Source organism: Priestia sp. KCTC 13724 (assembly GCF_056820425.1).
The window spans coordinates 123,657-147,531 of the sequence record NZ_JBXDLD010000072.1; the positions used below are offsets into that span (position 1 = coordinate 123,657).

At 38.2% G+C, this 23,875-nt stretch carries 26 protein-coding genes; 1 reads left to right on the forward strand and 25 read right to left on the reverse strand.

The annotated features are described in order from the left end of the window. Positions 1–54: 54 nt before the first annotated feature. The 23 genes from hisC to AC1UFB_RS10725 all read right to left on the reverse strand — a co-directional run bounded on the left by hisC (position 55) and on the right by AC1UFB_RS10725 (position 21,975). Positions 55–1,158: a histidinol-phosphate transaminase gene (hisC, locus tag AC1UFB_RS10615; RefSeq protein ID WP_061785467.1), complete on the reverse strand. Its 1,104-nt coding sequence runs from the start codon at positions 1,156–1,158 to the stop codon at positions 55–57. A 4-nt stretch (positions 1,159–1,162) separates the two neighbouring features. After that, on the reverse strand, positions 1,163–1,978 hold the full coding sequence (gene trpA / locus AC1UFB_RS10620; RefSeq protein ID WP_061785466.1) for a tryptophan synthase subunit alpha: 816 nt from the start codon (positions 1,976–1,978) through the stop codon (positions 1,163–1,165). Further along, positions 1,965–3,179 carry a tryptophan synthase subunit beta gene (gene trpB, locus AC1UFB_RS10625; RefSeq protein ID WP_025908797.1) on the reverse strand — a complete coding sequence of 405 codons (1,215 nt, stop codon included), beginning with the start codon at positions 3,177–3,179 and terminating at the stop codon, positions 1,965–1,967. Before trpB ends, trpA begins: the two co-directional genes overlap by 14 nt. After that, on the reverse strand, positions 3,157–3,798 hold the full coding sequence (locus AC1UFB_RS10630; RefSeq protein WP_061785465.1) for a phosphoribosylanthranilate isomerase: 642 nt from the start codon (positions 3,796–3,798) through the stop codon (positions 3,157–3,159). Before AC1UFB_RS10630 ends, trpB begins: the two co-directional genes overlap by 23 nt. After that, positions 3,788–4,555 carry an indole-3-glycerol phosphate synthase TrpC gene (trpC, locus tag AC1UFB_RS10635; RefSeq protein ID WP_061785464.1) on the reverse strand — a complete coding sequence of 256 codons (768 nt, stop codon included), beginning with the start codon at positions 4,553–4,555 and terminating at the stop codon, positions 3,788–3,790. Before trpC ends, AC1UFB_RS10630 begins: the two co-directional genes overlap by 11 nt. Beyond that, a complete protein-coding gene (trpD, locus tag AC1UFB_RS10640) occupies positions 4,548–5,570 on the reverse strand; it encodes an anthranilate phosphoribosyltransferase (protein ID WP_078989321.1) in 1,023 nt (340 codons plus the stop codon). Before trpD ends, trpC begins: the two co-directional genes overlap by 8 nt. Next, positions 5,563–7,080 (reverse strand): anthranilate synthase component I, encoded by a 1,518-nt coding sequence (gene trpE / locus AC1UFB_RS10645; protein ID WP_061785462.1) that lies wholly within the window; start codon positions 7,078–7,080, stop codon positions 5,563–5,565. Before trpE ends, trpD begins: the two co-directional genes overlap by 8 nt. Before the next feature lie 254 nt (positions 7,081–7,334). Next, positions 7,335–8,423, reverse strand: coding sequence for a 3-dehydroquinate synthase (aroB, locus tag AC1UFB_RS10650; protein WP_025908792.1), 1,089 nt, complete (start codon positions 8,421–8,423; stop codon positions 7,335–7,337). Continuing rightward, positions 8,423–9,595 carry a chorismate synthase gene (gene aroC / locus AC1UFB_RS10655; RefSeq protein WP_100346885.1) on the reverse strand — a complete coding sequence of 391 codons (1,173 nt, stop codon included), beginning with the start codon at positions 9,593–9,595 and terminating at the stop codon, positions 8,423–8,425. Before aroC ends, aroB begins: the two co-directional genes overlap by 1 nt. Before the next feature lie 127 nt (positions 9,596–9,722). Continuing rightward, entirely contained in the window at positions 9,723–10,496 is a 774-nt protein-coding gene (locus AC1UFB_RS10660; protein WP_482589167.1) for a CheR family methyltransferase, read from the reverse strand. Positions 10,497–10,825: 329 nt separating this feature from the next. Continuing rightward, the gene (ndk, locus tag AC1UFB_RS10665; RefSeq protein WP_025908386.1) at positions 10,826–11,275 is read right to left on the reverse strand and encodes a nucleoside-diphosphate kinase; all 450 of its coding nucleotides are present in this window, start codon (positions 11,273–11,275) and stop codon (positions 10,826–10,828) included. Between the two features lie 110 nt (positions 11,276–11,385). Next, positions 11,386–12,351: a heptaprenyl diphosphate synthase component II gene (gene hepT / locus AC1UFB_RS10670; RefSeq protein WP_100346884.1), complete on the reverse strand. Its 966-nt coding sequence runs from the start codon at positions 12,349–12,351 to the stop codon at positions 11,386–11,388. 81 nt (positions 12,352–12,432) lie between these two features. Continuing rightward, on the reverse strand, positions 12,433–13,140 hold the full coding sequence (locus tag AC1UFB_RS10675) for a demethylmenaquinone methyltransferase (RefSeq protein ID WP_100346883.1): 708 nt from the start codon (positions 13,138–13,140) through the stop codon (positions 12,433–12,435). A gap of 1 nt (position 13,141) precedes the next feature. Continuing rightward, positions 13,142–13,936: a heptaprenyl diphosphate synthase component 1 gene (locus tag AC1UFB_RS10680; protein ID WP_482589170.1), complete on the reverse strand. Its 795-nt coding sequence runs from the start codon at positions 13,934–13,936 to the stop codon at positions 13,142–13,144. Between the two features lie 220 nt (positions 13,937–14,156). Further along, positions 14,157–14,387, reverse strand: coding sequence for a trp RNA-binding attenuation protein MtrB (mtrB, locus tag AC1UFB_RS10685; protein ID WP_025908382.1), 231 nt, complete (start codon positions 14,385–14,387; stop codon positions 14,157–14,159). A gap of 24 nt (positions 14,388–14,411) precedes the next feature. Then, positions 14,412–14,978 carry a GTP cyclohydrolase I FolE gene (gene folE / locus AC1UFB_RS10690; protein WP_025908381.1) on the reverse strand — a complete coding sequence of 189 codons (567 nt, stop codon included), beginning with the start codon at positions 14,976–14,978 and terminating at the stop codon, positions 14,412–14,414. 149 nt (positions 14,979–15,127) lie between these two features. Beyond that, positions 15,128–15,400, reverse strand: a complete 273-nt coding sequence (gene hbs, locus AC1UFB_RS10695; RefSeq protein ID WP_025908380.1) for a non-specific DNA-binding protein Hbs — start codon at positions 15,398–15,400, stop codon at positions 15,128–15,130. Positions 15,401–15,826: 426 nt separating this feature from the next. Then, positions 15,827–17,305 (reverse strand): stage IV sporulation protein A, encoded by a 1,479-nt coding sequence (gene spoIVA, locus AC1UFB_RS10700; RefSeq protein WP_061785456.1) that lies wholly within the window; start codon positions 17,303–17,305, stop codon positions 15,827–15,829. Positions 17,306–17,533: 228 nt separating this feature from the next. Then, a complete protein-coding gene (locus AC1UFB_RS10705) occupies positions 17,534–18,259 on the reverse strand; it encodes a hypothetical protein (RefSeq protein WP_100346881.1) in 726 nt (241 codons plus the stop codon). 24 nt (positions 18,260–18,283) lie between these two features. After that, positions 18,284–18,490 carry a DUF2768 domain-containing protein gene (locus AC1UFB_RS10710; protein WP_025908377.1) on the reverse strand — a complete coding sequence of 69 codons (207 nt, stop codon included), beginning with the start codon at positions 18,488–18,490 and terminating at the stop codon, positions 18,284–18,286. A 247-nt stretch (positions 18,491–18,737) separates the two neighbouring features. Beyond that, complete coding sequence (locus AC1UFB_RS10715; protein WP_025908376.1) at positions 18,738–19,778, reverse strand: NAD(P)H-dependent glycerol-3-phosphate dehydrogenase; 1,041 nt, start codon at positions 19,776–19,778, stop codon at positions 18,738–18,740. Positions 19,779–19,795: 17 nt separating this feature from the next. After that, on the reverse strand, positions 19,796–21,106 hold the full coding sequence (gene der, locus AC1UFB_RS10720; RefSeq protein WP_100346880.1) for a ribosome biogenesis GTPase Der: 1,311 nt from the start codon (positions 21,104–21,106) through the stop codon (positions 19,796–19,798). A 251-nt stretch (positions 21,107–21,357) separates the two neighbouring features. After that, positions 21,358–21,975 (reverse strand): YphA family membrane protein, encoded by a 618-nt coding sequence (locus AC1UFB_RS10725; RefSeq protein WP_100346879.1) that lies wholly within the window; start codon positions 21,973–21,975, stop codon positions 21,358–21,360. A gap of 120 nt (positions 21,976–22,095) precedes the next feature. Here AC1UFB_RS10725 and AC1UFB_RS10730 point away from each other — a divergent pair, with 120 nt between their 5' ends. After that, positions 22,096–22,233 carry a YpzI family protein gene (locus tag AC1UFB_RS10730; RefSeq protein ID WP_064484030.1) on the forward strand — a complete coding sequence of 46 codons (138 nt, stop codon included), beginning with the start codon at positions 22,096–22,098 and terminating at the stop codon, positions 22,231–22,233. 49 nt (positions 22,234–22,282) lie between these two features. Here the strand turns inward: AC1UFB_RS10730 and AC1UFB_RS10735 are convergent, their stop codons facing one another. Continuing rightward, positions 22,283–22,432: a hypothetical protein gene (locus tag AC1UFB_RS10735; RefSeq protein ID WP_156413419.1), complete on the reverse strand. Its 150-nt coding sequence runs from the start codon at positions 22,430–22,432 to the stop codon at positions 22,283–22,285. Between the two features lie 114 nt (positions 22,433–22,546). Continuing rightward, positions 22,547–23,755, reverse strand: a complete 1,209-nt coding sequence (locus AC1UFB_RS10740) for an MFS transporter (RefSeq protein ID WP_076512197.1) — start codon at positions 23,753–23,755, stop codon at positions 22,547–22,549. Between the last annotated feature and the right edge of the window lie 120 nt (positions 23,756–23,875).

The following is a 23,875-nucleotide window of genomic DNA, read 5'->3' on the forward strand; positions in this document are numbered from 1 at the left end:
TCGTATTTCACATATGAAATGAGAGTGTGATCTCACACTCTCATTTCTACATTATTATGCAAATGATTTATGTTTACTCACATACTCTTGAAGTAATTGAATAATTTGTTCATTTTGCTCTTTTGTCCCAATTGTAATCCGTGCAGATGTAGGGAAGCCTAATGCGTTGCCAGAACGAACAATATACCCTCTTTCCAATAGAAATTGGAATACTTCATCGCCTGGTTGACCAAAATCAATTAGTACAAAGTTAGTGTAAGAAGGATAGTAATTCAAACCGTTCTTTTCGCAAAATGCATAGTATTGCTGTAAACCATCTTCATTTTTACGCTTGCACTCATTAATAAAGTCTTGATCTTTCAAAGCTTCAATCGCCGCTTTTTGAGCCATACGACTTGTATTAAACGGCTCACGAGCAGGTTCTATTCTTTGTAATAATGCTTCATTTGCAATGCCGTACCCAATTCGAAGTGAAGCCAATCCATAAGCTTTTGAAAACGTACGTAGTACAATTAAATTCTCGTACTCATCCAGTAGATCTACAGTTTGTGGAAAGTCCTCTTCTTGTGCTGCGTATTCATAATATGCTTCATCCATAACAATCAGCGTATGCTTTGGAACTTGCTTAATAAATTCCATCAGGTCTTTTTGCTTTACATAGGTACCGGTTGGATTATTGGGGCTACATACCCAAACGACAGTCGTTTGTTCATCAATTGCGCTTAACATTGCCGACAGGTCGTGGTCACCGTTTCGAAGCGGAACCTCACGAATTTCAGCTCCTTCAATTACCGCATTGTGACGGTATTGAGGGAATGTCGGTGTTGCCATCACCGTATTTGTTTCTGGTGATAGTAAAGCACGGCAAATAATTTGAATAACTTCATCTGAACCGTTCCCAAAAATAAGCTGCTCACCTTTGACATGTAAATATTCAGCCAGTGCTGTTCTTAATTCTGCACTATAGCCGTCTGGATAAAGTGCCATATGATTAAGCTCTTCGTAAATAGCTTCCTTCACGCGATTTGAACAGCCATACGGATTCTCATTAGATGCTAGCTTCACAACAGTTTCTAAGTTGTATTCTTTTTTAACTTCCTCAATGGGCTTGCCTGGCTTATATGGAGATAATGTTAATAATTGCTCTTTTACTTTCAACTTGTTACACCTCGCATTTTTGTATCGGTGAAACGATGGACGCTATATACGCTTGAAAACTTGCTATTCCTTCTGACCTTGTCTCCTTATTTAAAAGTACCGATTGAAGTTCCTCAACTTTGTGAACAATTGCACTACCAATTACAATACCATCCGTGTATTCTTTTAATACTTCAACCTGGTGGCTTGTTGAAATACCAAACCCCACGGCAACGGGTATGGACGTCGAAGCCTTAACTTCCTTTAAAAATGAATCTAAGTCCTCAGGAAGCGTTTCTCGAATTCCAGTTACGCCAAGGGATGATACGCAGTATAAAAAGCCTGTTGCATCTTTGGAGATTTTTTCAATACGCTCTTTAGATGTTGGAGCAACCATTGAAATATAAGCTACTTCGTTTTGCTCAGCAAGGGTGCGAATCTCTGTACTTTCTTCATAGGGTAAGTCAGGAATTAATACACCATCAATTTCATTTTCTCGCACTAAAGCGAAAAAGGATTCTAAACCTAATTGTAACACAGGATTAAAATAGGTAAAGAGAATAATCGGAATTTCCACTCCTTTTTTTCTCATTTTTGGCACAAGTTTAATTGCTTTTGATATAGACATTCCCTGAGCAAGTGCACGGCTAGAAGCCGCTTGAATGATCGGTCCATCCGCTAAAGGGTCGGAATATGGAACGCCTAACTCCAATACAGAAGCTCCTTCTTTTTGCAAAGCTAAAGCAAGCTCTATCGTGACATCTTCATGCGGATCTCCGGCTGTAATAAAAGGAATAAATAGCGTATCATGTTTCGGTAATCGCTGCTTAAATGTGCTCATATTCTTTTTCCTTCCTTTCTAATAAATTAACAAGAGTGTGAACATCTTTATCCCCTCGTCCTGATAAACAAATCAAAATACTTTCATCTTTTGTCTTAGTTTTTGCTACCTCAAATGCTTTAGCAAGCGCATGTGCTGATTCAATTGCTGGAATAATTCCTTCTGTTTTCGACAGTAGCTGAAGCGCTTCAATCGACTCATCATCCGTTACGCTTTCATACCTTACTCTTCCTATTGAAGATAAGTGAGAGTGCTCTGGGCCAATTCCAGGATAGTCAAGTCCTGCTGAAATCGAATAAGGCTCTGTAATTTGACCATTTTCATCTTGCAATAGATACGTTAACGTCCCGTGAATAACGCCTTTAGTTCCTTTTTCCATTTTGGCAGCATGAAGCTGTGTATGAACACCTTTTCCTCCAGCTTCTACTCCTATAAGCTCTACCCTTTCGTCCTTAATAAAGTCGTAGAACATCCCGATCGCGTTGCTACCACCACCAACACAAGCAATTACCGTATTAGGAAGCTTGCCTTCCGCCTGTAGAAACTGCTGTTTTGCTTCCTCTCCAATAATTTTTTGAAAATCACGAACCATTTTTGGGTAAGGATGCGGACCAATAGCGGAACCAATTAAATAAAAATGATCCTCACAGTGCTGAACCCAGTAACGGATCGCTTCATTTGTTGCATCCTTTAAGGTTTTTGTGCCTGAAGTAGCTGGAATAACTTCTGCTCCTAATAGTTTCATACGAAATACGTTTAATGCTTGGCGCTCAATATCTTCCTCTCCCATAAACACTTTGCATTCCATACCAAACTTAGCAGCCACCGTGGCCGTAGCCACGCCGTGCTGACCAGCACCTGTTTCAGCAATGATTTTCTTTTTCCCCATGCGCTTTGCTAACAAAATTTGTCCAATCGCATTATTGATCTTATGAGCTCCAGTATGATTCAAGTCTTCGCGTTTTAAGTAAATCTTCGCTCCACCCAGTTTATTTGTTAAGTTATCTGCATAAGTTAGGGCTGTAGGTCTTCCTGAATAATTTTTAAGAAGAAATAAATACTCTTCTTTAAAAGCTGGGTCCTGCATAGCTTCATCCAAAGCTTTCTCTACTTCTTCCAATGGCTTCATTAACGTTTCAGGTACATATTTTCCACCAAATTCTCCAAATCTACCAAATTCATCTGGATGATTGTATGTCATGTAAAATCTTCCTTTCGATACGCTTTATTTTTTGTTGATCTTTTTTACCGTCACTTTCAATTCCACTTGATAGATCGATACCATCTGGGTGATAGTACATTAAGCTATCAATATTAGATTCTGTGATTCCACCTGCAATAAAGCATTTCTTGCTATAAGAGCGAGCCGTATTGGTATAGGCCGGGACAAAATTCCAGTCAAACGCAACGCCCGTTCCGCCAAATTGTTCTTTGACTTTACTATCAATTACATAGCCATCAACAACGCCTTTATAACGCTCCATGGCTTGTAGCGTCTGTGGACCATGAGGCAAAGCTTTCCAAACTTCATAGCCAACATTTTTATAAAAAATAAGTTCTTCAGGTGATTCATTTCCATGACATTGAATCACCTGTAAGTCTGCTTTCACCGCTGTTTCTAATACCTCGCTAGGAGCTTCATTCACAAACACGCCCACTTTTTTCATTTCAAAGCCTGAACAGTTCATAACCTGAACTTTTTCTGGCGTAACGTACCGCTTACTTTTCGAATAAAAGATAAAGCCTACGTAATCAGCAAGTCCAGCCTTTGCTAATTGAAAATCTTCAATTGTTTGGATACCGCAGTACTTAATGTGCATGACTTGTTTCTCCGAATAGATTTCCAATCGCTGCTTGCTGATTATCTTGTTTCATTAATGACTCTCCAACTAGAATTGCTTTTGCACCGGCTTCTTTTACATAAGTAAGGTCTTTATATTCATAAATTCCGCTTTCACTAACAAACAAGCTATCCTTTGGAATAAGGGGAGCAATATCCTTTGTTTGGGTAATGGATGTCTCAAACGTGCGCAAATTACGATTATTAACGCCAATAATCTGTGGTGTTAACACGCGTAAAATTTGTTCTAATGTCTCAGCTGAATGAACCTCAACTAAACAATCAAGCCCTAGCTCACCTGCTTGTTCATATAACTCCTTTAAATGTACAGGCTCAAGGACTTCTCCAATTAATAGAATAGCATCTGCACCAATGCGAGCACTTTCCTCAACTTGAAGCTCATCAATAATAAAGTCTTTTCTCAAAACAGGAAGGTTTACGTTTTGTTTTATTTCAGTCAAATATGCCCGGTGGCCCATAAAATACTGCTCATCTGTTAAAACTGAGAGGGCGTCTGCTTTTCCTGCTTCGTACGCTTTAGCAATCGTAACAGGGTTAAAGTTTCGTTGAATCAGTCCTTTTGAAGGGGATGCTTTTTTCACTTCTGCAATCAGTGAAAGCATACGGTTTGAATTTGCAAGAGCTTCTAAGAATGACACTTTCTCTACTTGAACAGGATCTGGTAGCACTAAGTTTGCTACTTCTTGTTTTTTGGTTTCAATAATTTTGTTAAGCACGATTAACCACCTCTTCAGATTTTAAACGCTGGAGCTGTTCGAATGCCTGACCGCTTTCGATGATTCGCATCGCTTCAACGACTCCTTGCTCTAGTGTTTGAACAGCACCACTTACATATATGGCAGCTGCTGCGTTCACAGCAACCGCTGACTGTGCAATTTTGTTCTCACCGTTTTTAAAGATTGATTGAATAAGAGCTGCGCTTTCCGCCGCATCATTTACTATAAGCTCTTTCATAGTTCCCCTTTGGACACCTAGTGATTCAGGAGACAGCATATACTCTACGACGCGCCCATCTTTCACTTCCACTACGTCTGTTTCAGTCGTTACGCTTATTTCGTCTAGACCATCTCGACCACAAACTAGCAGTACATGTTTAGCTTTAAGCTGTACTAAAGCTTGTGCAAGCTTTCTTGCTAAATCGATTGAATACACACCAATTACCTGCTTGCTGCAATTTGTGGGATTAGCTAAAGGACCCAGCGCATTGAAAACTGTACGAAACCCTAATTCCCGGCGTGTTTGAGCAACATGCTTCATAGCTGGGTGATAAAGAGGAGCGAATAGAAATGACATGTTGACACGTTCAAGCGCTTCTTCAACTTCAGTCTTCTCTCCTTGAATATCCACTCCTAATCTCTCTAGTACATCCGCACTTCCGCTTTTTGATGAAACGGCACGATTGCCATGCTTTGCTACTTTTACACCAGCTGCTGATGCCACAATAGCACTTGCTGTAGAAATATTAAACGTTGACGCCCCATCTCCTCCAGTTCCACATGTATCAATCACGTTTTCATACCTAATGGAGATTGTGTTCATGTTATTTCTCATCCCTTTAACAAAGCCGACGATTTCCTCAACTGTTTCGCCTCGGTAAGTTAACAAAGTAAGGATACCTGCAATTTGTGTAGGTGGAACTTGCCCATTCATAATGTCATTCATAAGCTCTTGTGCTTCTACAGCTGATAACGTTTCGCCATTTAAGCATTTTGATAGCAGTTCTTTAAACATACACATTCTCCTTTTTGTCGTAGATATCTTGAGCGATTTGAATCGTTTTAATTAAGGCACTCGCTTTGTTACGGGTTTCTTTCCATTCTAGCTCTGGCTTAGAGTCTGCTACAATACCAGCACCAGCCTGTACATAAGCTACTTCATCTTTTAAGACAATTGTTCGAATGGCAATACAAGAATCAATATTCCCATCAAACCCTAAATAAGCAACGGTTCCTGCATATACATTACGTGCAACAGGTTCAATTTCATTTAAAATTTGCATGGCTCTCACCTTTGGCGCACCTGATACTGTCCCAGCTGGAAAGGCAGCTAGCAAAGCATCAATTGGATGAACGCTTGGGCTAATAGTTCCTGTTACTTTAGAAATTAAGTGCATGACGTGTGAAAACTTAACCAACTCCATTAATACCGGTGTCTGTACGCTACCGTATTTAGCTACTCTTCCAATATCATTACGCGCTAAGTCGACTAGCATATAGTGTTCAGCACGTTCTTTTTCATCTTGGATTAAATCTTCGTACATATGCTGATCTTCTTCTTCGTTCCGTCCTCTACGTCTTGTTCCAGCGATAGGATGAATTTCTAATTCACCATTTTCGATTCCAATAAGCTTTTCTGGAGAGCTACCGATTAATTCCACACCGTCTACTTTGACATAAAATAAATAAGGAGACGGGTTAACTAGTCGCAATACTCTGTAAATATCAAACCCAGAAGCTTTCGTTGGAACTTGAAAACGTTGGGATAAAACCGCTTGAAAGACGTCACCGCTTTTGATATACTCTTTAATTTTGTTAACGTCGTTCATAAACTGCTCTTTCTCGTACGAAGAAGTTACACCTTTAAACGTTACGTCTTTTTGTTCTGAATTAAAGACAAGCGGTAACTTGTTTGTTGAGGGATTCACTATTTGATTAACATACGAATTGATATCTTCAACTGCAAGCTGATACTTTTTACTTTTTTCTGCCTCTGTATCCCCTTCGTTAAGCTGAACATAGCGGAGAAGAACTAACTCTTTTGATTGGTGATTGTATGCTAATAGCGTTTCGCAATACATAAAATGAAATGTTGGCATCTGTAAGTCATTTTCTTTATTGACCTGTACTTTTTCAATTTGTGAAACCGCATCATAACTAATAAAACCAACTGCACCACCTTTAAAGGGAAGCGGCAGATTAGGAAGCTTTACTTTAAAATGCTCATCCACTGTTTGAACAGCATTTTTAAAGCTAGAAGCTGAAAACCGCGGTTGTAAATAGCGGTCTTTAATGATGTACTCACCATTTTCTTCCGCAACATATAAAAAAGGATTTAATCCAATAAATGAATAGTTGGACCAAGGTGATGTATCATCGTTACTTTCAAGTAAATAGACTGCTTCATCCTGCACCCGCTGAAACAGATCAACTGGGGTCAAGCTGTCAACATATAACGTCTTTGTGATAGGAATTGTTAAAAAGTGTGAAGAGTCTTCCAGAAAGGAAGTATACGTGTTTGTCATGTGATTCATTCCTCCATTTCAAATGGAGAATGAGAAATAGTGAGGTGTTTTTAGAAGATATTATAAATAAACCCAAAGACATATCAAAAAAAAGCATGCCTTTGGGTAAACGAATGTCATATTTTAACTAGACTCAGCTCTTCTCAACTATCTCATTCTCGTCTACCCTAAACTCAACTAAACTACTTATTACTAACTCTAAACTATCTACATTGTATTACGTTCATCTAAAAATTGTCAACCATGAGACTTTTTTAATTAGAATTCTCTAATTGCTGACTTAACAGGTTTAAAATAAGACCGTCTTCCACCTTTTGAACATAAGGTTGACCAATTTCTTCGAGCAAGACCATATACACGTCACTTTGCTTAGACTTTTTATCAGCCTGCATTTTCTTTAATAAACGTTCTTTTTCTAAGTGTGAAGGAATCGATGTTTGATAACCAAACTGTTTAAACCATGAAGCAATTTCGGATACTGGAAACGCTGTTTTTCCTAAAGCGTTGCTTACATCCATGGCGAAAAGCATTCCAATTGCTACCGCTTCCCCGTGGCTAATTTTCCCATATCCACATTCTGATTCAATGGCATGACCTAACGTATGTCCGAAGTTTAAATGCGCTCGAACACCCGCTTCCATTTCATCTTCTTTCACTATCGCTGCTTTAACAGAGATTCCTTTTTTAAGCGCGTGGATTAATGCATTCTCTCGTAAATCACTTAACGTTTTAATCGTTGTTTTCAGCCATTGATAGAATTCCACGTCATGAATTAACGCATGTTTAATCACTTCAGCAAAACCGGAACGCCATTCTTTTTCAGGTAAGGTATTTAATAATTCAATGTCATAAAAGACAGCTTCTGGCTGAAAGAACGCACCAATCATATTTTTTCCTAGTTCATGATTAATTGCTACCTTTCCACCGACTGCACTATCGTGGGCAAGAAGGGTTGTTGGAACCTGAATGAATGAGATACCACGCATATAAGTTGCTGCAACAAAGCCAGCTAAGTCTCCAATTACCCCTCCTCCAAATGCAATAATAAGAGCATTACGATCTAGCTGCTTTTCTAAAGCAAACGTTTGACACGCATAGTAATGTTCGAAGGATTTCGCTTGTTCACCGCTAGGCAGTACGTATTTATAAACCGTTGAATACGAAGATAAAGCGTCCATCATTTTATCTCCGTAGCACTCGTTTACTGCTTCATCTGTCAACACTAAAATTTGTGAAGCATTTGGCTTTACGCTTTCGATAACTGATGGAAGTTTAGATAGAATGTTTTCACCTAGATAAAGAGGATATGTTTTAGACTTGGTTTCAATTTGAATTTGTTCCATTAAAATCCCCTCGCATATTCACGCATCTGCTTAATATTTTCAGCAATCGTTTCAATTTGGTCTTGACCAAACTGTTCTACGATTGTAGATGCTAACTCCCACGCAACAACTGCTTCGGCTACGACACTAGCTGCAGGAACCGCACAGCTATCTGAACGTTCAATACTTGCTTCAAATGGTTCTTTCGTTTCAACATCAACACTTTTCAATGGCTTATAGAGCGTTGGAATTGGCTTCATAACACCTCTAACAACAATAGGCATTCCCGTAGTCATCCCACCTTCAAAACCACCTAAACGGTTTGTTCGTCTTGTGTATCCATTTTTTTCATCCCACAAAATTTCATCATGAACTTCGCTACCAGGCTTTCGAGCAGCTTCAAAACCAAGGCCAAATTCAACCCCTTTAAACGCATTAATACTCATTACAGCCGCAGCAATTTTAGCATCTAATTTACGATCATAGTGTACATAGCTACCAACACCAGCTGGCATACCTTCCACGATGACTTCAACAATTCCGCCGATTGAATCTCCAGCTTCTTTTGCATCATCAATCGCTTGCATCATATCTTTTTCAACAGCTGCATCAAAACACCTAACCGGTGATCGCTCTGTAACTTCCTGGAGTTGTTCAAGAGTTTCATATGCTGGAGGATTAGCTTTAATTCCCCCAATTTCACGCACATGTCCTGCCACTTTAATTCCAAACTGAGCTAAAATTTGCTTTGCTACTGCACCAGCCGCAACGCGAACCGTTGTTTCACGCGCTGAGGAACGCTCTAATACATTTCTCATATCGCGATGTCCATATTTAATTGCGCCATTTAAATCTGCATGTCCAGGTCGTGGGCGTGAGATTTTTCGCTTTACGTCTTCGGCTTCTTCTTCAGAAATTGGCTCAATGCCCATAATCTTTGTCCAATGCTTCCAATCGTTATTTTCAACAACAAGTGCAATAGGAGATCCAAGCGTGTAGCCATGGCGAACGCCACTCACAATTTCTACCTGATCGGTTTCAATTTGCATACGACGCCCTCTTCCATGTCCTTTTTGTCTACGCGCAAGCTCTGTGTTTACATCTTCCGCAGTTAAAGGCAGCCCTGCTGGAACACCCTCTAGAATGGTCGTCAATTGTGGGCCATGCGACTCTCCTGCTGTTAAGTATCTCATCTTTCTACCTCCACTATTATGTATTTTTCAGGAAATCGTCTGAATTTTTATTTTTAAATATGACTATACCATACTCTATGTTACTTCACCACACAAAAAAAAGCGAACGCACTCTTTACTGCCCCTATTATAATTTGCGATAAAAAAACGTATCTACTACTTCCAATCCATATTTCTGAGGTTGAAATACTTGCTCTGTACTTCCCACAAAAAAGACGCCTCCCTTTCTCAATGAATCCGAAAACTTCTGATAAAGCTGATGCTTTGCCTCTTCAGTGAAATAAATAAGCACATTGCGACAAACAATTAAGTCAAACTGTTGTGAAAAGGGATCCGCAAGTAAATTATGTTTCTTAAAAGTAACCGCCTTTTTAATCTCATCGTTTACTTTGTAAAACAATCCTTGACTAGTAAAATACTTGTTTTTTATATGTACCGGCACTTCTTGTAGTGATTTTTCTGCATACAACCCTATTTTGGCTTTTTCAATAACCGTTTCATCCAAATCTGTGGCTAAAATTTTAATGTGTGAAAGCGGATAGTATGAAGATAAAACCATCGCTAATGTGTATGGTTCCTCTCCCGTAGAACATGCCGCGCTCCAGACTTTTAGCGTTTCGTTCCCCTTTGTTAACTGAGGTAGAATCGTTTCTTCTAACACTTCCCAACGCTTTCGATTTCGATAAAACTCTGAAACATTAATTGTGATTCTATCTAAAAATTCAGTCAATAAATCCTCTTGATAAGCTAGGGCTTGATAATAGGTATGGAAACTAGTAAACCCTTTCTTTTCATATAAAGATACTAACCTTCGTTTCATTTGTGCCTCTTTATATAACGACAAGTCGATACCTGTTTTCAGCTTAATTTTGCGAACAAACTCTTCATATTCATTTGTCATAAATAAGACCCCTATCTATCATATTACATATTTCTTTTTATTCCATTATATCGGAATCTCGTTTATCGATGTTAAATTTCTCCATAGAAAAAGAGTTTGGGACATAACAAAATGATTGCTTCTAAGAGACGAACACTAGCTGTTCCAATCTTTTTGGTTTGTCTGAACACGTTCGTTCCATTGCGCTACGGCCACTCAACATTGTTTTCACAATCAACAAAAAACCTGAACGATTAAAAGTGAGAAACTCTCAATCGTTCAGGTTTATCATTGGCTGAATTACTTATGTCCCAGCCTCTTTTTTTCGTGGTAATTGTCTAATTGTCTGCTTAATAAAGTAAGCTATTTAGCTGTTTGTTATATGATACTACCTCTGACTCTGAGAAAAACAGCGCAATTTCGCGTTGGGCACTCTCTGGAGAATCTGAACCATGAATAACATTTTTATCAACAATAAGCCCATAGTCTCCTCGAATTGTACCTGGAAGCGCTTCTTGAGGATTTGTTTTCCCCATCATTTGACGTGCATTTGCAATGACATTTTCCCCTTCCCATACCATTGCAAATACTGGTCCTGATGTAATAAAGTCAACTAGCTCTTTAAAAAATGGCTTTTCGCGATGTTCTCCGTAATGTGTTTCAGCCAAATCTTGTGATACGTGCATTAACTTTGCGCCTACTAATTGAAACCCCTTTTTTTCAAAGCGAGATACAATCTCTCCCACAATACTTCTTTGTACCCCGTCTGGTTTGACCATTAAAAAAGTTTGTTGTATCATTTTCTCTCCACCCCTGAAGTTATGATATGTAAAGCGAATGAAAGCGTAATCACACTCAAGAAAATCTTACCACTCTTTAGGTTGTTTTACAACGTACCAAAAATATTTTTTTAAAATTTTCTTTTACCAATGTACTTAGCAATCTGGTATAACGCTTTACGTGCTTTATTATCTGGTAACTCTTTCAAGATCATCATGGCTTTTTCAAGGTAACGCTCACTTACTTTAACAGAGCGATTAATTACGTCAGAAGAAGTAATATACGTAATAATTTCGGAAATAAGCTCCGTTTGATTGTCTGCTACAAATAACCTCTCAACTTTAAGACGGAAATCTGGATCCTCTAATGCGTAAAGAACAGGCAGTGTGATGTTCCCCTGTAACAAATCACTTCCTACCGGCTTACCAAGCTTTTCTTCCGAAGACGTAAAATCCAAAATATCATCTGTAATTTGAAACGACATTCCCACATAGTAACCGAACAGGAATAGCTTTTTATGTATAGATTCTGGAGCACCGGCCGCGATTGCCCCCAGCTGACAGCTTGCTGCAATTAACAACGCTGTTTTTCGCTTAATACGACGCAAGTACGTACGCAAGTCTTGATTTAAATCATATTTATCTTTAATTTGTTCAATCTCACCTAGCGTTAGTTCAACCATCGTATCAGATAAGATTTTATGAGCATCCACTTGTTCAATTTTAGTAATAGTTTCAAGCGCACGCGCAAAAATATAATCCCCCGTATACATAGCAATTCGATTATCCCACTTGGCTTTAATCGTTGGCTTACCCCGTCTCATATCCGCATCGTCAATCACATCGTCGTGAACTAAAGACGCCATGTGTATCAGCTCAAGGGCTACTGCGACATGCTTAATCTGATTGACATCATAAGAGCCAAACTTGCCGGCTAATAAAACAAAGACAGGGCGAATTCTTTTTCCCCCTGCCTGTAAAAGGTGAAGAGATGCATTTGTAATTAATGCCTCTTTTGTTTCAATCCTTTGCTCTAATTCTTTTTCAATTAGTGCAATATCCGTGTTTAGAAAAGTATACATCATTTTTAATTTCATTGGACTCACCTAGCATTATAAATTCATTTCAATCGTTCGATGTTACACTACTTTACACATTAATATTTATTACAATTGTCTCTATACTCGTTTGTACCCTAAATGCATTGCAGCTACTCCACCGGTATAGGTTTTAACTTCAATGTCTTCAAATCCTGCTTGTTTAAACATTTCAGCCAGTTCTTTTGGGCCTGGGAAATCGCGCGCTGATTCTTGAAGCCATGAATATTCATCGTAACTTTTAGCAAATAGCTTCCCAAATGCAGGCATAATATATTTAAAGTATAAAAGGTACGCTTGTCGGTAACCAATCATGGTTGGCTGAGATGTTTCTAAACATACCACTTTCCCACCTGGCTTTACTACTCGGTACATTTCTTTCAATGCTGCCATATAGTCAGGAACATTTCGAAGACCAAAGCCAATTGTGACATAATCAAATGAGTTATCTCCAAACGGTAAATTCATTGCGTTACCATGCAATAATTCAACATTTAAAAATGATGATTGGCTCACTTTTTCATGCCCAATCTTCAGCATGTTTTGACTAAAATCAAGCCCAATAGCTTTACCAGTTGGACCTACAGCTTCAGCCATAGCTAATGTCCAATCAGCTGTTCCACAGCATACATCCAGTGAAGTTGTCCCTGGCTGTACGTCCATTCGCTTCATCGTATCTTTTCTCCATGCTTTATGACGCTGAAAGCTAATTACTGAATTCATTTGATCATAATTTTTATATATTTTCTCGAAAACTCCATGCACACGCTCTTCTTTTGATTGCTGCATACTATCCTTCTCCTACAACATTTTTAAGACGCTCTAAGCTGCCAATCATCTCGTATAAATGCTCTTTTAACGGCTCATTAATGAAAGGTGAACCTGCTGCTAGGTATTCCTTTACCACAGCAATTGATGGTTCACTTGAAGCATAAAGCACTTCTTGAATTCCAATGCTTTTCATTCCATTTTTATAATAATTGTCTAATAAAATCGAGGCTTCTTGTTTTGCCAACTTTATTAGCTGGGTTGAAATAGCGTTTAAACGACAGGCATGTTCTAAAAGCTCTCGCCACTCCGGACAATTAAAGTAATCACATAAGGAATTAATAAGCGATGATTCACCCGTAAAGAAATTCGTCATCATATCCTGTACGTCTTGTGTTTGGTTATGATAGATGTGGATTTTAGCAATATTAATTTCTTTAATAGACGAAGCAATTACCTTAATTAAGTCAATTTGCCCCGTTTGTGCTAAGTAATAGTAATACAAACCGCTATAATAATCACCTGCTAATACTGTTAGCTGTCGCTTGTGCAGTTGTGTTCCTTCACTATCAACATCTTGAGTAGAGACCAGGTCGTGGGTATCTAGTGCAGTTTGCACAAGCATAACTGACAGCGCACAGCGACTCCATTTTTGCTGTTCAAGTGAAAGAGTCGTTAAAAACGAGCATATGTATAATAATTTATTTTCATCTACAGTTGGATGATGAATAAATTTTTGAACATATGGATGACTCAACTCAGCATGAATTTGTTCTTTCATGTCTGCAACCGTATCGTAGATGTTTTGCACATTCATCACCCTTGTCTCCCTTTCAGTCACTGCTTTTTCCAAAGTAAATTCGATAGTGTCAATTATACCATAACTAAAGGTTAATTTAACCTTTAAAATCATAATCGACGGCTAGGTTATGATTTGATTTTATCGCATTTTTATTTTTTCCATTCTTTACATGTTGTTATTCACTTCACTTGAAATGGTCGTGTATACCATAAAAATAAAAGCAGGAAACTCCTGCTTATTTTTTAACGTCGGATTCAACCTCACCATGAACCGTTTGGATAAGTGCTTTGCCTCTTATTTTAATTGCTGACGTATGCTCTGTGAATTGAGCAATCATCACTTCGCCTTTATCTAGCTTTTCAGAATGATGAAATCGTGTATCTGCACCTCTTGTTAGACCAATAACATTTACACCATCTTCCACTGCTTTGATGACGATGTATTCCGGATTCGATTTTTGTGCCATAATTTTCCCTCCATATCTAGCCAATTACGACTTGATTAATGATAATACTTCTGCGCGTGCTGCTTGGTCGTGCTCAAATACTCCTCGAACCGCTGATGTAACGGTCATAGCTCCTGGTTTCCGAACGCCTCGCATTGTCATGCACATATGTTCAGCTTCTACAATAACCATGACTCCATGAGGAGATAAGGTTTCCACGATTGAATCAGCAACTGTAGACGTAATCCTTTCTTGAAGCTGTGGGCGCTTAGAGACAGCCTCCACTGCACGTGCAAGCTTACTTAATCCAGTTACGCGACCACCTTTTGGAATATATGCAACATGAACCTTTCCATAGAAAGGAACCAAGTGATGTTCACACATTGAATGAAAGTTGATGTCTTTTACTAAAACTAACTCTTCGTGTTCCTCGCCAAATATAGTTTTAAAATGTTCGTTTGGATCTTCGTTCAATCCCGAAAAGACTTCTTCATACATTTTAGCCACGCGCTTTGGTGTATCCAATAGCCCTTCTCGATTTGGATCTTCTCCAATCGCTTCTAAAATCTGCCTTACTGCTTGTTCGATTTGTTCTTTATTTACAGTTGACATCCTGTAGCCTCCCATTCGTTGCATTACGACGTAGTTAAAAAAAATTCTAGCATATGTATGTACTAAAGGCAAAAAAGAAAGGTCGCAAAATATGCGACCTTTCAAAGCTCTTGTATTATGACTATAAAAATAGACATTTTATGTAAATATTATTTTACAGCGTCTTTAAGAGCTTTACCTGGTTTGAATGCAGGAACTTTGCTTGCAGCGATTTCAATCTCCTCACCCGTTTGAGGGTTACGACCTTTACGTGCAGCACGCTCACGTACTTCAAAGTTACCAAAACCAATTAGTTGAACTTTGTCACCGTCTTTTAAAGCATCTAAGATTGTATCAAAAACAGCATCAACTGCCTTTGTAGCATCCTTTTTTGAAAGCTCACTCGCTTCTGCAACAGCATTGATTAATTCTGTCTTGTTCATGCCATTCACCTCCTCCCAAAAATCGGATTATATAAAAACTAAAATCCCATTACAAAAGGAATCTAGTAATCGACGATATCTCATTTGTTAACAAAATTAACGAATATTATACATAACCTATGTATCAACAAGCCTAATAATAAACGATTGTTATGAATAATTCAACGTTTTTCATTTTGTCTCGGAGACTTCCATACCAAAACTAGTATGTCCAATCGATTTCTTTTAAAAGATTAACATATCGCTAATAGCATAGCAAGCAGAAAATCGTTATATAGTAAAAAAACAGAAACATATGTTCTTTCACATACTTTTTACCCTTTATTCGTTTTGATAATATCCAACACTTTTCCAGCCTTCAGCTTTTAAACATAAGAAAAAGGCTCCTTATTAAAAGAGCCTGCAACCGTCTATTATTAATCAATGTTATAAAATAATCGCAATTAAACCACCTGAGCCTTCGTTGATAATACGCTCTAGCGTTTCTTTTAGTTTGTAGCGTGCATTTTCCGGCATTAGCGAAAGCTTTCCTTGTATACCTTCTCTTACAATAGAGCTTAATGATCTACCAAAGATATCTGAATTCCAAATTGACAGTGGGTCATCTTCAAAATCTTGCATTAAATAACGGACCAGCTCTTCACTTTGTTTTTCTGTACCGATAATTGGAGCAAACTCAGATTCTACATCCACTTTAATCATGTGAATTGAAGGTGCAACGGCTTTTAAGCGAACTCCAAAACGAGATCCTTGACGAATAATTTCCGGCTCATCTAGGCTCATATCTGCTAAAGATGGTGCTGCAACCCCATACCCAGTTTGCTTCACCATACGAAGCGCATCTGATACTTGATCATACTCCATTTTAGCATGCACAAAATCTTGCATAAGCTGTAATAGGTGGTCTCGCCCACGAATTTCAACACCTACAACCTCTTTTAAGATTTGATCATATAAGTCATCCGGAGCATATAAATCAATCTCAGCAATTCCCTGCCCCATTTCAATCCCTGCTAATCGAGCTTGCTCAATGAATTCGAATTCTGTAAACTGTGCCACTACCCGATCAACATCGCGTAATCTTTTAATATCTTTTACCGTCTCTTGAACTGCTTCTTGGTAACTTTCACGTAACCAATGCTTATCTTTTAATACCATAACCCAGCTCGGCAAGTTAACATTAACTTCTAGCACAGGGAATTCATATAGGGCTTCTCTTAGCACATTTAGAACGTCTGTATCACGCATACTTTCCACGCTCATGGCCAACACTGGAATGTCATACTTCTCGTTAAGATTTACTCTTAGCTTCTCCGTATCTGGGTGGTAAGGCTGAACGGTATTAACAACCATGATAAAAGGCTTTCCTACTTCTTTTAATTCATTGATTACTCGCTCTTCCGCTTCTAGATAGTCATGGCGTGGAATATCTCCAATTGTGCCGTCTGTTGTAATAACAACACCGATTGTAGAATGCTCTTGAATTACTTTTCGAGTGCCAATTTCAGCAGCTTCATGAAACGGAATCGGCTCTTCATACCAAGGAGTATTAATCATTCTAGGACCATTTTCATCCTCGTAACCTTTCGCACCTGGAACTGTATATCCTACACAGTCTACCAATCTTATGTTAACATCTAGCCCATCGTCCACTTGTACGCTAACCGCTTGATTTGGAACAAATTTGGGCTCAGTTGTCATAATCGTTTTTCCTGCTGCACTTTGAGGCAATTCATCTTGCGTTCGTGCTCGCTCTGCTTCATTTTCAATGTGAGGTAATACCATTAGCTCCATAAACTTCTTTATAAAAGTTGACTTCCCTGTTCTTACTGCACCAACTACCCCTAAATATATATCGCCTCCTGTACGTTCGGCGATATCCTTAAACACATCTACCTTTTCCAAAAGATCCCCTCCGATCTATGAGTTCATAGGATATGACATCCATTGCGAGAGTAAATTAGGACATTATATAGTTATGACGTTGTCCTATTAAAATATGACTTTCGATAGAAAAATTTATAATTTTTTTCATGCACATGCTGACTCAATCACAAGTTAGGCTAAAATTTCTTATAAGAAAGAGAAAACCCCTTCTCTCTGAATTTTATTCAGCGAGAAAGGGTTCATGACTCATTTTTCTAAAAATATTGGCTCATTTGTTTTTTCGTCGATGGTATAGGGCAATGAATAAGCCGGAACAAAAGAAGAATGCTCAACTAGAAGATTCCGGATATCTTCTCCTTCTTTATATGTATGTTTATGCTTTTGCAATACTTCATATAAGTCCGATGAATAATCTACAAACAGCTCACCTTTGCCATTTAATACAAGAGGAAGTAATTGACCGCTATAAGGACTTACAACTGTAGGTGGCTCTTTCATATTTAATTTTTTATAGTCAATAGAAAAAACACCATCGGCAATGACCTCTTTAAATGGCGCATAACCACTATGTTTTTGTCTGTATAGATTCAGATGAATATTTACCTCTTTGATTTGTTCAGCCATTCGTAAATCTATTAATTTAACGGTTGGATTCTCCTCTACATCCACCAGCATATATGAAAAAACGCCTCCGCTTTCAAACGCTGTACCGGGTGGCTCTTGCATATAGCGTGGGCTGATCTTGTTAAATTCAATGGGATACTTTTGATAAATAGGCGTATTGTTATCCCTTGTTTTAATTGGTAATAATCCTCCGCTATCTTTTTGAAAGTCATCAACCGCTTGTTGCACAGCTGCAAGCTGATCTTTATAAGGCACCTGATTTTGAGATAGATTAGCCTCAGGGTATAAGCAAGCTGATAATAAGAATGTTATGCTACAAAAAATTATAAATAGTAAGATTTTTCTCATTAAACTTCACCCTATCAGTTTTTGTTATGCTCCAGGTGTTGGTCCACTAAAGACAACAAGCACCATAATGAATCCCGCAATAATCATTAATGTATAGGCAATGAAAGCGAGTACATATTTAAATATAACATTTTTAATTTTGTAACGACTCAAATAAATAGAAAATACAGAAATAAACATAAATACAATTGAACCAAGTGAAATCCACATTTTTAATAACGCTGGCGACACCGCTCACCCACTCCCCTTCTTGCTCTCATTATAGCATAGGAGGTCCATATTTCGTGTAAAAAGAGGGAATTTAAGGATTCTATTAATTGACTCCAAATAAAAACCGAAATAAAGGGGGCACTTTATTTCGGCTACAACTAAATATTCCCATGAAGAGTTCCACTCATCTTTATTTACATGTTATTTTATGCAACTACAAGTGATTCCGCATCACGAATTGCCTATTTTTTCTACATTTCTTTGCAAGTTAGTTCTTTCGTTCTCCTAAAATGTTCGCTAAATCTTCCATTTCATGAGTTTTCGTACGAGACATTAAAGAATCTACAGCTGCTTTTGCACTAACATCATTAAACAGCACATCATATAACGCTTGGGTAATTGGCATTTTTACATCATATTTTTCAGCTAGCTGGTAGGCAGCTTTCGTTGTCCGAACACCTTCTACTACCATCCCCATATTATCTAGCACTTCTTCCAATTTATGACCTTTGCCTAGCATGTTCCCCGCACGCCAGTTTCTTGAATGTACGCTTGTACACGTTACGATTAAATCACCGATTCCAGTCAATCCTGAAAACGTAAGTGGGTTTGCACCTAATACACTACCAAGTCGCGCAATTTCTGCTAATCCACGCGTCATAAGTGCAGCTTTAGCATTGTCACCATAACCAAGGCCGTCAGTAATTCCAGCAGCTAATGCAATAATGTTCTTCAACGCCCCTCCAATTTCTACCCCTATTACATCTGGGTTTGTGTATACGCGAAAATATTGGTGATTATTAAACAAATCTTGTACTTTTTCGGCTGCTTTCATATTCTTAGAAGACGAAGTGACAGTAGTAGGCTGTCTTCTACTTACTTCCTCTGCATGACTTGGTCCAGATAAAACCACTACGTCCTGTAATTTAGCAGGCTCCATTTCTTGTTCAATCATTTCAGAGATGCGAAGCAGCGTATCTGGTTCAATTCCTTTACTAACATGAACAATTGTTAACGGATTGGTCGCAACCTTTCCAAGGCTTTGTAACACTTCACGAATTGCTTTTGTTGGAACAGCTAGAATAACTGTTTCTACTCCAAGAATTGCTTCTTCTAATGATGTGTAGCCTCGCATAGTCATTGGAAGCTCTACGCCGGGAAGGTATTTTTTATTTTCATGCATTTCATTAATACCATCAATTATTTCTTGGCGATGTCCCCATATACGTACATCATGACCATTATCCGCTAATACAAAGCCCAAAGCTGTGCCCCAGCTTCCTGCACCTAATACCGCAATTTTCTCCATGTTATCTGCACTCCTTTTTATTTTCGTGATCGAGCAATAATTCGAATTGGTGTTCCTTCAAATCCAAACGCTGCGCGCAGTTTGTTTTCTAAGAAACGCTCATAAGAGAAGTGAAGTAGTTCAGGATCATTTACAAACACAACGAAAGTAGGTGGTTTAATCGCTACCTGCGTTGCGTAATAAATTTTAAGACGTTTACCGTTATGTGTTGGTGTTGGGTTCATCGCAACTGCATCCATGATCACATCGTTTAAGATACTTGTTTCGACACGCATTGCATGATTTTCATTTACCATATTAATAACTGGTAAAAGCGTATGCGTACGTTTTTTTGTTTTCGCTGATAAAAAGACAATTGGCGCATACGTTAGGAATTGGAAATGTTCACGAACGTTTTCTTCAAACTTTTTCATCGTCTTATCGTCTTTTTCTACTGTGTCCCACTTATTGATAACGATAACAACTGCCTTACCTGCTTCTTGTGCATAACCGGCAATCTTTTTATCTTGTTCAATAATTCCTTCTTCTGCGTTTAATACAACTAAGACAACATCTGAACGTTCAATCGCTCGTAACGCACGAAGCACACTATATTTCTCTGTGCTTTCGTATACTTTACCGCGCTTTCTCATACCAGCTGTATCAATAACAACATACTCTTGTTCTTCTTTTGTAAACTTTGTATCAATCGCATCACGAGTCGTACCTGCAATATTACTTACAATAACGCGGTCCTCACCTAGCACAGCATTTACAAGTGATGATTTCCCAACATTTGGTCGACCAATCAAGGAAAACTTAATAACATCGTCTCCATAGTCTTCATCTTCATCTTTTGGGAAATGCTTAGCTACTTCATCCAATAAGTCTCCTAAGCCCAAACCATGCGTTCCTGAAATAGGGAATGGCTCTCCATACCCTAAAGCATAGAAATCATAGATTAATTCTTTCATTTCAGGGTTATCAATTTTATTAACTGCTAATACAACAGGTTTTTTAGATTTGTATAGAATCTTTGCCACTTCTTCATCAGCTGATGTAATACCATCTCGTCCATTTGTTAAAAAGATAATAACGTCCGCTTCATCAATAGCAATTTCAGCTTGTTGCTTAATTTGCTCTAAAAACGGCTCATCTCCAATATCAATTCCTCCTGTATCAATGATATTAAAGTCCATATTAAGCCACTCTGCTGAGCTATAAATACGATCGCGCGTTACGCCTGGAATATCTTCAACAATTGATACGCGCTCTCCTACAATTCGATTAAAAATCGTTGACTTCCCAACATTTGGTCGGCCTACAATCGCAATAATTGGTTTTGGCATGCGAATCTTTCCTTTCTTTGATCTGTTCTATGTATAAATAGTAACCTTTTGCTTATTCGTTTCACAATTGAATATTTTTAATAGATAAGATCATTCATTTTCAAAAACCGAGGTCATGCAAACATGCATGACCTCAAATTATTGCCTACTAGTCAATATGTTATTTACATGTATGCAACAATTAAGAGTACTCTCTCAATCAAACAATTCTATCAAAAAAGCTGCTTCACAACAACAAATTTTTCAGAAAATCAATTATTAGGCTTGACCGGACTATGCTTTTGACGCTGGAATTTTCCTAACAACCAATCGAACTGTGATGCAAGGGACCGCACAACTTTCCAAATAAAAAGAAGCATTAGTACAGTAGCTACAAGGTCAAGGAGCATTGGCTGTCCCACGGGATGCGGCATTGAGATATTCGTGACTATTAAGCTATATAGAAAATCTCCCCCTAACAATCCTAGCAAAATAACGATATATCGCATGTGATCATCTTTTACTAGAAGAAAACCAATATATAAAATAATAGCTGTTAACAGCCATTGTCGGTTCACAAAAATCCATACTGGATCATACAGTTCTAACAAACAAAAGCCTACATAAGCAAACATGACAATCAGTGAAATAAATAATACGTATAATTGCTTTGAGGTTTTAAGCCTTGAAATATCTACACACACCATAACTAATAAGAAAAGATAAGTATAGCTAACGAAAAATGGACCTATCCAAACGGACGTTGTTGATAGCATAATGCTTATCAACAACAACATCGACACCTTCCACCGTAAAGACGTTTTATGCAAAAAAAATGTTGAAATGACCCATCCAATCCAAGCAAACCAATAGAATAGAAAACCTTCCATCTTCTCAACTCCCTATTTCTTCATTATGTATCAGTTTTACAAAAATTAACCCTTTGCATAAGCATAGAAACATAAACTTCGGTAAACCTATAATGAATCTAAATAAGGGAGGTGAAAATTATGGGAAAAGACCGTCAAGAGAAAAAGCTAAAGAAATCAAAGCGAGTTGAATCAGATCGCGACCAAGGCTTGCATTATCCAGGTGCAACTAGTTTACAAAGCCCTGAAGAAGGGAGAGATACCAATGGACAAAGATAAGAGGCTGATGATTCTTTCTCAAAGACGAATCGTGACGTTTCTAAACAATTTAAGTTGTAGCAACCAGTCCGTTCCATTGCGCTGCAGACACTCGCTGTCCGCGGGAAGGAGTCTGAGCTTCCTCGCCGCACTGCGGCGGGGTCTCAGCCTTCCCTCTAGTTTCCGCATGATTTACTTGTCCTACGCCGCTCCATTCCATTAGTTTTTTGAATTGGTTTTCCAATTTTAAAAAAAGCCAAACTATAAAAGGGGTTACCCCTCAATAGTTTGGATATAATATTGACTTAAATACTTATGTCCTAGCCTCGTATTTTCATTTTAAAACAGGATTCGAAACGGAATAAACAGATTTCTGTTGTCCTGTAAGTAAAAAGAGTAGCGCTCCAATTAAGAGAAGTCCACCTGATAGATAAAATCCTAACTCCATGCTTCCTGAGCGATCAGCAAAATAACCAGTGATATATGGTGCAAAAATAGATGAAAGCATCCCGCTAAAATTAAAGAATCCATACACTTTAGAATACATTGTAGATGGCGTAATAGATGCAATGTATGAAATGAGGATTGGATCTAACGCTAATTTCCCAATCAGCCCATACACTATGAGTCCAACTAACAGCCAAACATAGCTATTTGTGTAGGGGATAAAAAATTGACATAGTGCCCCAGCAATTGACAAACTAACAATCAATGCTTTTTTATTTTGAATTCGATCGGACATATAGCCAAAGAAAATGGCTCCAGGAATAGATGCCCAAGGTACTAATGAAGCAATAATACCTGTTTCCGAAGCTTCAAGACCCCTAGAGCTTTGTAGGTAATACGGTAGCCATGTTAGCATTCCAAAAAAACCGTAAAGTGAGCAAAAGATTAAAATGTACACTAGAATATGGTTTTTCGTAAATAGTTTCCGCAGTGGTTCTTTTTCTTTTGCTTGTACCTTACTCTCCTTTGCTCTCCCATCTTCCACAAACAGTGCAATTAAAATAGCTACAATTATAGTTGGTACAGCAAAAAGATAAAAAGTGAACTGCCATCCTTTATCAAGCGTATATGTAATATACGATGAGCCGATAAAACCTAGTGAAATACCAAATGCCATACCGCTGTTAATCAATGCCGACACAAGCCCTCGATATCTTTCTGAAGTGATGCTTGAAGAGATACCGTACTGTGATCCATAATAAGTACCTTCTCCAAGGCCAGTTAGTGCACGCATTAGTAAAAACATGCCGAACGTCGTAGCCAAGCCAGTTAAAAAGGTTGCTACCCCAAATAAGATATATCCAATAACAAGCACCTTCACTCTTCCAAAACGATCTGCTAAAAAGCCCGTGGGAATCTGCATAGCTGCATAGGAGGCAAAAAACACCGTAGACATTAACCCGAGCTCTGTTTTTGTCAGCCCCCACTGCTCTCCAATATCTCCCATCACCGGAGATAAAATATTGCGATCTGCATACATAAAAACCCAGCCTAAAAAGAATAGAAAAATGGTCAGTACAGGATGTCCTTTTTTCATAACTACACCTCTTTTTCTGTATTTTCAGACTATTATATATAATAAACGTTTGTTATTTCATCCAAGTTGTCAGGTTTTCTGCCTGCTTTTTTTACTATGATAGTAAAAATCCGATTCAAA